Here is a 9,137-nt window from a genome sequence, read left to right on the forward strand (position 1 = left end):
TTCGGAAAAAGGAGGTGTAAAAAGCCAGATCGATTTCCATGAGCTAAATACATACTTAATTACTTTTTATAGTTCCTAATTATAAAAACTTAAATAAAACTCAATTACCTAATTTAAACTTAAAGCGATTATAATTTCCATTTCAAAAAATCACCGAGCGGACGGTGTGATTACATTTGATACATGGAATATACATCATCGAAGCTTGTAGTGGTGTGTGCCTTATCTCTCGAAAATACGGGGACGTAGAGCTAGATGAGGGGCTGATTAGCGGTTTTTTGACAGCTTTACAGCAATTCTCTTCAGAGTTGGCTTCTCAAAAAGGTCAACCTGCAATTCTACGTGAGGTTGAGATGAAAAACTACGCTATAGTGTATGAAAGAACGGAGGATATCATGGTAGTTGCAAGTGTCGATAAACGGGATAATGAGAAAGTACTGCGGAATGCGCTTAATAAAATAATTGAAATGTTCCTTCAGAGATACGATTATTATCTTAAGAGTTGGCGGGGTGATATTAAGCCTTTCAGAGAATTTTTACCTGAAATCGATAAGTTAACATTGGATGGCAAGATTGCAGAGCTGGCAGTTCCAAAACCACTCTTAAAAAAGAAAATCCCAAAATCTGTGGTTAAAATGGGAGTATTTCTAGATGAGGATGCTTTTACGGTAGCTAATCTTTGCGACGGAACAAAAACCAAAGAGGAAATATCTGAAGAAACAGGGTTTACAATAGAAAAAGTAGGTGAATTATTAGAACAACTTGAAAAAATGGGTTTAATTGAAATGTAACACTGAAATTTATTCCTGTTTTTAATAAGTATTAAATTAAAATTTATTTTAATCAAATTCTTCATAGCGTATTCCATAGTAAATTAGTATTAACGCAATCATCGCAAGAGCTGGGGCTAATATTATTGATAGGGCTGTAGGCAAGTAGGTTCTAATTAGTGTTGCTTGGAGTACTCTGCCAACATAGTAAATGGTAAAACCGAAACCTAGAAGGAGAGCTCTCTTTCTTATGGTTCCAATTCCCTGCCATGCCACGTAGAAGAATATCAGAGGGATAATGAGGGCGTAGAGTGCCGCTAAAAAATAATTTGTTGTTACATAAACCATTCCACTGGGCTGATATAGAAAACCGTTAATCATCGGAATCTGTGAACTAATACCAAAATTCAGATATGTTATGAGGGGATTCTCGGTAAAAATGAACTGCGGAACAAAATAGTTGAGTTGTTCTAATTCAAAAGAGAATAATAGATCCTCCGGTACTAAAAGTATTACAAATGACGCTATAAAAGGTATTACAGGAATTATCCTCTGCAACCATCTTTTCTCTAATAGTGTCATAGTCATACCCAGAGTGAGCCAGCCTAGAGCAATCCACTCCCAAAATGAGCCTAAACGCCAATACCAAGGATTAATAACAAAATAGTGTAATGCCCCGCCGTAAACCGGAATCACAGTGGGAACTAAAAAGAAGTCGTGAATCATAAAGAAGATTCTACCAATGGCAAGACAAATGAAAAACACCCCCAGACTAAGTAAGAATATGTTCTTTGTCTGTCTCCATTTGAAGAAGTATAAATAGACAAACAGTAGAAGATAAAAGGAGATAGTAGCAAACCATAAACCTAAACCGATGGAGTCCAACATATATCCCGACGGTATCATGATTAACACCTCAATTTATTATTTAACTTGCAACTCTTTACCTTCTATGATATAAATAATCTGTTTAACTCCTATTAAATTAAAAACTTTTGTTAAATAATTTATAATAAAATAATTATTTTTTTAATTTATGAAGATTTTCGTATACAAATAGGATTCCATACTATGGAAAAATTAGATTCAAGAAGTTCATTGAAAAAGATTTTATTATGAATTATATCATTATAGGCTGTGCACGAAATGAAGCTAGGATACGCGTCAGGATGTTTTTTGGAAAGGTGTAAAGGTTTTGTTATTCCACATCAGGTTCCAGATGAATTAAAGACTTTGCCGGTGGAACTTCAGGTGGAAAGAGGTTATGACTATTCCGACTTTAAAAATGTGGTTTCAATACATCTTCCTTTTATACGTTATAAGGCACAAGAGGTTGAGGAAACGACTATTTACAAAAAAACGAGAGGTGTAAACATAGCATCGTTAAAAGAAGATTCATGGAAAACGGATCTAAAACTTTTTAAAAAACATATTAAAGAGGCTGCTGAAAAAGGAGTGAATTATGCCGTTTTTCATTATGGTAGTTGTAATTGTGCTGGTCGTCTTTGGCGTGATGAAAAACATCGAAGTCTGCATTGGATTAGAGAAAAAGAGTTTCTGATTGAAATCTCTGAAATTGCTAATAATAATGGAATTAGGTTACTAGCTGAAAATCACCCTTACAGAGATGGAATTTTTTTAAACCACATTAAACATGTTTCCGAAATAATTAGAGCACACTTGGCGGAATTTTGTTTAGATTTTCCCCACGCCTATTATCGATTCACAACTTTTAATAACGAGGATTTAAAAGAGATTATAACTAGATTCAAGAAAAACATTATTGAAGTGCATTTAGCTGATAATGATGGTTCAAATCATGCTCCCCTGGCTCTCGATGAAGGAAAGATTGAATGGAGGAAGCTACTCTCTATGCTTCAAAGCCATTTGCTAGTGATTATCGAGTTAAGGGAGAACCCCCAAGAATCATTAAAAAAAGTTCACAGATTTTACGAAGACCGTCTGAAATAATTGTTTCTAATACTCTGAGGGATTATGCGGTCTTTAACGTGACAATGTTATGGTTATTTTTTGAAAAGTCCGATAAAATATATCGGATATGGAGAAAAATACTCTTTCTATTTTACCAATGGAGGAATTTTTTTCAGGATAAGCCCAATTATTTAAGGGTTTTTGTAATAGCATTTCCAGACCCACTGGGATTGTTAGTTTCCCACTTAGTGAAATTTCTGAGAATTTTTGAATCGATTTATTACGTAAATATTCTTCAAGGTCGTAAAAACTTTCTTTTCTAAGATCATTAATTTTTTTCTCTATTTCATTTGAATATAGTTGGAGTTCTCTCATTTTTTGAAGTACTTCGGAATCTAACAATTTTTTTGAAGAGGCTATCTTATACAATGATTTTAATTCATCATCAACATTTATTATTGGTGTTCTCCAAAGGATCTTCTCCAACTTGGAAATTATGCTTCTTTGAGTGGAATCGGTACTTTTTTTTCTCAACTTTGGGAGTTTTGAATCCAAATAGATTACACGTTCAAGATAACCTTCAAAATCAATATCTAAATTCTCTTTAATCTCATCGGGCGAAATTAAATAGAAGGTGTAAGGCTCACGAGTTTCTTTCTCCGTTCCTACTTTTTTGAAAATATTTTTAGTTATTTGCGATAAATTCTTAAATATTCTGGATTTGTCCAAAAAAGAGGAAACTCGGTTTTTGAGGGTTTCGTATGTTTTGAGCTCCTTGTTTTTTATTAATCCCACGGCATGATCCCCCGGTTTGAAGTAGAATGAACAGCACTCTAGAGCCTTTTCTAGAGAATCATAGACTCCCAAGTATTCTTTGAAAAGAACGGGAGAACCGTGGGCCGCTGTATTAAGATAGTAGTATGTCCTTTTACCCCGTCTATAAGGATAAGTCAAAATGATTACTCTTTCTAAATCTCCTGGGTGGTGGGCTGATGATGGGGCTATAACAAAGCCTTTACTGTAGGCCATTAAAATGTATATGGCGTATCTTTCTTCCCCTTCTTTCAAACCGGGAAGCTTGAAGGTGAAGCCAATTTTTTCAACCAGACTTTTATCCTGCTTCATCCAGTCACTGCATAAAAGATAGTATGCTTTTTTTTCGATCTCTTTTGCGAAATATTTGAAGATACCCGTGATATCCTTTTTCTTAACCAAGGAGTCGAAGCTTTCCAGAATGGTGTTAATGGATTTAGAGATCTTTTTGGTAACATAGTCGCGACTCTTTTCTTCATATACTTCATGTTTCTTTGGCATGTAAACTCTGACTTTCATTTCCCACAGATCCCGTAAGTCAACCGATGTAAAATTATCCAGAACTATCAAACTATTAATAATACTTGAAACCTAACATGGTAAAATTCAATGGATAATATTATTTTGTTGAATTATAAAGATAACTTACTTAAGGACTACTCTTTTATTAATAGATATGAAAAATTGAAATATTTTTATATATTAAACAAATTTTTTAAACAAAAAGAGTAATAGAAAAGGAATTAAAAAAATTAAAAAAACATTATTCAAATTAGAATATAAAAATGGAGGTTAAAAATTGAAGCTTGAGGTAACACTATTTGAAAAGGCAGGAATGCACAATACCGAAGAAACACTAAAAATAGCGAAAAAATTCGCTGATGAAAACAATATCACAGATATAGTTATAGCCAGTACGTCAGGAGAAACGGGAATCAAAGCAGCAGATATTTTTGATTCAAAAAAGACTAATCTCGTGATAGTTACACATTCTTATGGTTTTGTGAAACCGGGATATCAAGAGATGCCGGATGAGAATAGAAAGAAGCTGACAGATATGGGAATAAAGGTGCTCACAGCAGGTCATGCGCTTTCAGGAGCAGAAAGATCATTCAGAAACAGTTTGGGTGTGTGGCTACCCGTTGAACTATTTGCCCGATTCCTGAGATCTACTGTTTGTGACGGATTTAAAGTTTGCATAGAAATATCTACTATGGCTGCCGATGCAGGACTTGTTACAGTAGACAAAGATATAATTGCCATAGGAGGAACGGGAAAGGGTAGCGACACAGCGCTACTACTTAAGCCTGCTGATTCCTCAAACCTCTTTGGAATGAAAGTGCGAGCAATCCTCTGTAAGCCTAGAGAATTTTAAGACAGCCTGTCTTAAGGCTGTAAATAAAAAAATTGTTTCTAATCTTAAATTAAATCCCTTATAGGTCGCTTACAGTTCGGACATGTTTCGTCTCTCTCTAAATGCTCTAGTAAATGTTCCCTGCAAGCACTTTCGAAACAATAGGGACACATTACTTGATCATCAATTTCCGTCAACACTTTTCCACATAACATGCATCTAGAAATTTCCTCTTCTTCCAGTTTGTCGAAGTCGAAATCCACACCCTGTAAGCCAGGAACTGAGGGACCTCCGATTTCATAAACTCCTTGTTCAATTATCATATTTCTGATTTGAATCTGAACATCTTTAGAGGCATGGCTTGCAATATCGAATAATTTCTCAGCTTCTTCCCTTAGTTCTTTTCCACTAGACTTAGAGGCTACAATTTTCCAGACCTCTCGCAGGACAGGAAGATTACCAAGAATAGGACTATAAAGAATATTGGCAGACTCATACGTACGTCCATCTTCGAAATACTTGTTCACTGCATCCTTGAACATGCCCATTCTCAGAAACTGAATTATGGGATTACTATTAGGGCCTCCTTCTTTTTCATACTGGTCAATTACCTTAAACACTTGGCGTGTTCGATAAATACTGAATATCATACTACCCAATATACAGAATAAGAATATAAAATTAAAAAGAACGTATGAATAATTCGGCGGATATGGATTATACACACCAAAATATAAAAAGAACCAAACAGAAATAAGGGAATTTAAAATTTGTTGCCACTGTTGCGTGGTAAAATATGTTAATATTTGCCAGATTAAGAATGCAGCTACTGCACCTGTGATGATAGATGTTATTAACAATCTTCTTTTTAGCTTATATTTAATTTTCTCTGCCACTGATTCCACCTACTATTATCATAGACTTTATTACCTAGAAGGATGTTTTAAATTGACTATAGGCATCATAAATTTATTTTTCTTCTTTGAATTCAAATATTTCAAAACTTAAAAATCTTAGCATAAGGATATAAACATTAATTACATTTTACTTAAATACTATGTTAATTTGTATTTTAACGCTTTTTAATCTTAGTTTAATTTTATGAACAGTCATTGCTTTATTCGATTTTGTATGTTTAGTATATTGTTTTTGTTCTCGTTTATATGGTTTTTAAAAATTACTATCAATCATAATTAATTTAGAAAAATATATATATGAGTAATTATTAATTAATGCATCACATCCAAAGATTACCACATATCAACATCACATAAAGAATAAATACCTAGTTCAAGAGGTGACCCCTCTGACAAACAGCAATATAAAAACATACGAAGAGATAAATGAAAAAATCAAGAGAGGAGACGCGGTCGTAGTAACCGCCGAAGAGATGGTAAAAATAGTTGAGGAACAAGGTGAAAAAAGAGCGGCAAAAGAAATCGATGTAGTAAGTACTGGAACTATGGGCGCCATGTGTTCAAGCGGAGCGTTTCTAAACTTTGGACATTCAGATCCACCGATAAAAATGGAGCAAATATGGCTAAATGATGTTGAAGCTTACCATGGAAACGCAGCCGTTGACTGCTACATTGGCGCTACAAAAATGAGCATCGTAAAACCTTTCAAATATGGAGGGGGCCACGTTATACAAGATTTAGTAAGTGGGAAAGAAATATCACTAAGAGTCAGAGCATACGGAACCGATTGTTACCCTCGAACCAGACTTGAAACCACCATAACCATAGACGATCTTAATCAAGCTATTCTATGTAATCCTAGAAACGCTTATCAAGGATATAATGCCGCAACCAATGGACGAGACGAAACAATTTACACCTACATGGGAAAACTCCTAGCCAATTACGGAAACGTCACTTACTCCGGTTCCGGTTGCCTTAACCCATTATCCAACGATCCTGACTACGAAACAATAGGTATTGGAACAAAGATATTTCTAGGTGGTGGAGTGGGTTACGTAATAGGTGAGGGAACACAACACAATCCCAAAAAACATTTAGGAACCATAATGGTAAAGGGAGACCTCAAACAAATGAGCCCCGAGTATCTACAGGGAGCCGCCTTCACAAGATACGGTACCACTATGTATGTAGGAGTAGGCATACCGATACCGATATTAAATGAGGGACTAGCCAGAAAAACAGCCGTAAGCGACGCAAACATAACTACAGAAGTCATAGACTATGGAGTACCAAGAATGAATAGACCATCACTAAGAAAAGTTACATACCAAGAACTCAAATCCGGTAAAATCGAATTAAACGGAAAACCCGTGAAGGTTTCTGCCCTCTCCAGCTTAAAAACTGCAAGAAAGATAGCAAAAACGCTAAAGGATTGGATAGAGCAAGGAAGGTTTCTATTAAACAAGCCCGCCGAAACATTATCCACAACCAGAGAATTCAAACCTATGAAAATCACAAAGGAAATCCATTATGTTCGCAGCATAATGATCCCCGCAATAACAACCACAATCGACACCAGCATCCACGATGTGGCAAAACTGATTGTGGAGAAAAACGTCAACCACATAGTCATAGTAAACGACGACAACACTCTAAAAGGAATAGTAACCTCCTTCGACGTTACCCGCGCAGTAGCCAGAAACAAAAACAAATTAGAGGAAATAGTGGTCAGAAGAGTTTACACCGCCAAACCAGATGATCCATTAGATGCGGTTGCGAAAGAGCTGGAAACCCACAAAATCTCTGCATTACCAGTAATAGATGAAAAAAACAAAGTATTGGGAATCGTCACCAGCGAGGAGATATCTCAACTAATAGCCAAGTGAGGTGAAAAAATTGAAAATAAGTATAATATTTGATACCAACAGAGTGGGCGAAGCAATCACCTCAAACGTAATACTGGAAAAAAAGATACCATTCAATATTCTAACCGCCAAAATTAACGCCAAAGGCGGTGAAATGCTCATAGAAGCCCCTGACGACAAAGCAGCTGAACTCGTCCAAGCATTCAAAGAAAAAGGAGTCCGAGTAGAAACACGAAAATTCGTAGAAATACTACCCCACAAATGCAGCAATTGTGGACAATGCTATTCAATTTGCCCAGTTGATGCAATCACGTTTGATGAAGATTACACCATAAGTCTAAAACAGCAAGACTGTATAGGCTGCCTCCAATGCGTAGACAGTTGTCCTTTTGAAGCCATTGTCAAAGTACTTTAACCCAAAAAAATATTATATCCTTTCCAACTTATTTTCTATTTTTTACCATTTGAGTAACAGAAGTTTATATATATCTAGATTGTTATTAATCAAAATAAAGACAAATTATGGGGATACTAAGTATGGTTATTGAAGGGGAAGCAAATATAAGCTCAGCAATAGAAGCCACAAAACTGGTGGAGGAAACCCTAAACGAAGTAAAGGTTACAATTGAAAATCTTACTAATAAACTAAAGGAAAAAGAACAAGAGATAAAAGCTAAAGAGGCAAAGACCCAGGAATTAGAAGCCACCAAAAAAGAAAAAGAAGCCCGAATAGAAACACTCACCAAAGAACTAGAAACAGCCAAGGAAAAAAGCTCCAGAAGCGAAGATGAAGTAAGAAAAATGGAGCTGGAAAACATCAAAATGAAACAGGAACTACAAGGAATCCAAGAACAAATGTCAAAAATAAGCGAAATGTACCGCGAAATGTCAAAAAAGAAAGACGAAGCAATAGATGTCAGAGAACTACTAACAATATACGTCACCCTACTCGAACAAGTCTTCGCCGGAATGCCCCACGCCAAAGTCCTATGGCTACTCCACGGAGCCAGATCCAACCTCAGCCGGGAAGAACTAACAAAAACCTCAGGAGTCCAACCCGCAGTCGTACTTAAAAGCATACACGACCTACAACACGCAAAACTAGTCCAATACGACATGAGCAACCAAAACGTAAAACTACTACGAAAACTCTACTAACCAAGAAGCAACTCTAAAACATCTATAAAGGCAGACGTCTAAAGCAATGAGTCTATGATTTATTATATGGTAATTTTTTCACCGTCCTGTTGATTGTTAGCCCCCGGCTTTTCTTCTACTCCAAGAGGTGTTTTTATGCTCCTCGCCCTGTAAAGCGTGGAAACTCCTCGTAAAACAGGGGTTTAAACACGAACCCTCCCACACAAACTACCATGGAAAAGTGAATAGGAAAGAATATTAGAAATCAAAGAATCTAAAACATAGACCTATTGGTCTAAAGGGGACGCCACAAGACTATCAAAGGAATCTCTTTATCCTCTTAAAT

The 9,137-nt window shown here is 35.9% G+C and carries 9 protein-coding genes; 6 read left to right on the plus strand and 3 right to left on the minus strand.

Annotated features, from left to right (window positions below; all coding sequences use genetic code 11):
- The first annotated feature begins 176 nt into the window (after positions 1-176).
- The gene (locus ACUVXA_RS11520; protein ID WP_445871412.1) at positions 177-791 is read left to right on the plus strand and encodes a hypothetical protein; all 615 of its coding nucleotides are present in this window, start codon (positions 177-179) and stop codon (positions 789-791) included.
- A 48-nt stretch (positions 792-839) separates the two neighbouring features.
- On the opposite strand, the gene ACUVXA_RS11525 is transcribed toward ACUVXA_RS11520, so the two are convergent.
- Positions 840-1,676 (minus strand): hypothetical protein, encoded by an 837-nt coding sequence (locus ACUVXA_RS11525; protein ID WP_445871413.1) that lies wholly within the window; start codon positions 1,674-1,676, stop codon positions 840-842.
- 240 nt (positions 1,677-1,916) lie between these two features.
- On the opposite strand from ACUVXA_RS11525, the gene ACUVXA_RS11530 reads away from it, so the two are divergent.
- Positions 1,917-2,741, plus strand: coding sequence for a sugar phosphate isomerase/epimerase family protein (locus ACUVXA_RS11530; protein ID WP_445871414.1), 825 nt, complete (start codon positions 1,917-1,919; stop codon positions 2,739-2,741).
- A gap of 33 nt (positions 2,742-2,774) precedes the next feature.
- Here ACUVXA_RS11530 and ACUVXA_RS11535 read toward each other — a convergent pair whose 3' ends face one another.
- The gene (locus ACUVXA_RS11535) at positions 2,775-4,034 is read right to left on the minus strand and encodes a hypothetical protein (RefSeq protein WP_445871415.1); all 1,260 of its coding nucleotides are present in this window, start codon (positions 4,032-4,034) and stop codon (positions 2,775-2,777) included.
- A gap of 280 nt (positions 4,035-4,314) precedes the next feature.
- Between ACUVXA_RS11535 and ACUVXA_RS11540 the strand changes: the two genes are divergently transcribed.
- Positions 4,315-4,890 carry a pyruvate kinase alpha/beta domain-containing protein gene (locus ACUVXA_RS11540; protein ID WP_445871416.1) on the plus strand — a complete coding sequence of 192 codons (576 nt, stop codon included), beginning with the start codon at positions 4,315-4,317 and terminating at the stop codon, positions 4,888-4,890.
- 44 nt (positions 4,891-4,934) lie between these two features.
- Here ACUVXA_RS11540 and ACUVXA_RS11545 read toward each other — a convergent pair whose 3' ends face one another.
- Complete coding sequence (locus ACUVXA_RS11545; RefSeq protein WP_445871417.1) at positions 4,935-5,519, minus strand: hypothetical protein; 585 nt, start codon at positions 5,517-5,519, stop codon at positions 4,935-4,937.
- A 647-nt stretch (positions 5,520-6,166) separates the two neighbouring features.
- Here ACUVXA_RS11545 and ACUVXA_RS11550 point away from each other — a divergent pair.
- From ACUVXA_RS11550 to ACUVXA_RS11560, 3 genes are all read left to right on the plus strand, one after another.
- Positions 6,167-7,675 carry a homocysteine biosynthesis protein gene (locus ACUVXA_RS11550; RefSeq protein WP_445871418.1) on the plus strand — a complete coding sequence of 503 codons (1,509 nt, stop codon included), beginning with the start codon at positions 6,167-6,169 and terminating at the stop codon, positions 7,673-7,675.
- 10 nt (positions 7,676-7,685) lie between these two features.
- Positions 7,686-8,069 carry a 4Fe-4S binding protein gene (locus ACUVXA_RS11555; RefSeq protein WP_445871419.1) on the plus strand — a complete coding sequence of 128 codons (384 nt, stop codon included), beginning with the start codon at positions 7,686-7,688 and terminating at the stop codon, positions 8,067-8,069.
- A gap of 122 nt (positions 8,070-8,191) precedes the next feature.
- Positions 8,192-8,812: a hypothetical protein gene (locus ACUVXA_RS11560; RefSeq protein ID WP_445871420.1), complete on the plus strand. Its 621-nt coding sequence runs from the start codon at positions 8,192-8,194 to the stop codon at positions 8,810-8,812.
- The last annotated feature ends 325 nt before the right edge of the window (positions 8,813-9,137 follow it).

The organism is Candidatus Jordarchaeum sp. (genome assembly GCF_052745115.1).

Excerpts from the sequence above, each read along its gene's own strand:
- ACUVXA_RS11545 (WP_445871417.1), bottom strand. The coding sequence starts at position 5,519 with ATGATATTCAGTATTTATCGAACACGCCAAGTGTTTAAGGTAATTGAC.
- ACUVXA_RS11530 (WP_445871414.1), top strand. The coding sequence starts at position 1,917 with ATGAAGCTAGGATACGCGTCAGGATGTTTTTTGGAAAGGTGTAAAGGT.
- ACUVXA_RS11535 (WP_445871415.1), bottom strand. The coding sequence starts at position 4,034 with ATGAAAGTCAGAGTTTACATGCCAAAGAAACATGAAGTATATGAAGAA.
- ACUVXA_RS11560 (WP_445871420.1), top strand. The coding sequence starts at position 8,192 with ATGGTTATTGAAGGGGAAGCAAATATAAGCTCAGCAATAGAAGCCACA.
- ACUVXA_RS11525 (WP_445871413.1), bottom strand. The coding sequence starts at position 1,676 with ATGATACCGTCGGGATATATGTTGGACTCCATCGGTTTAGGTTTATGG.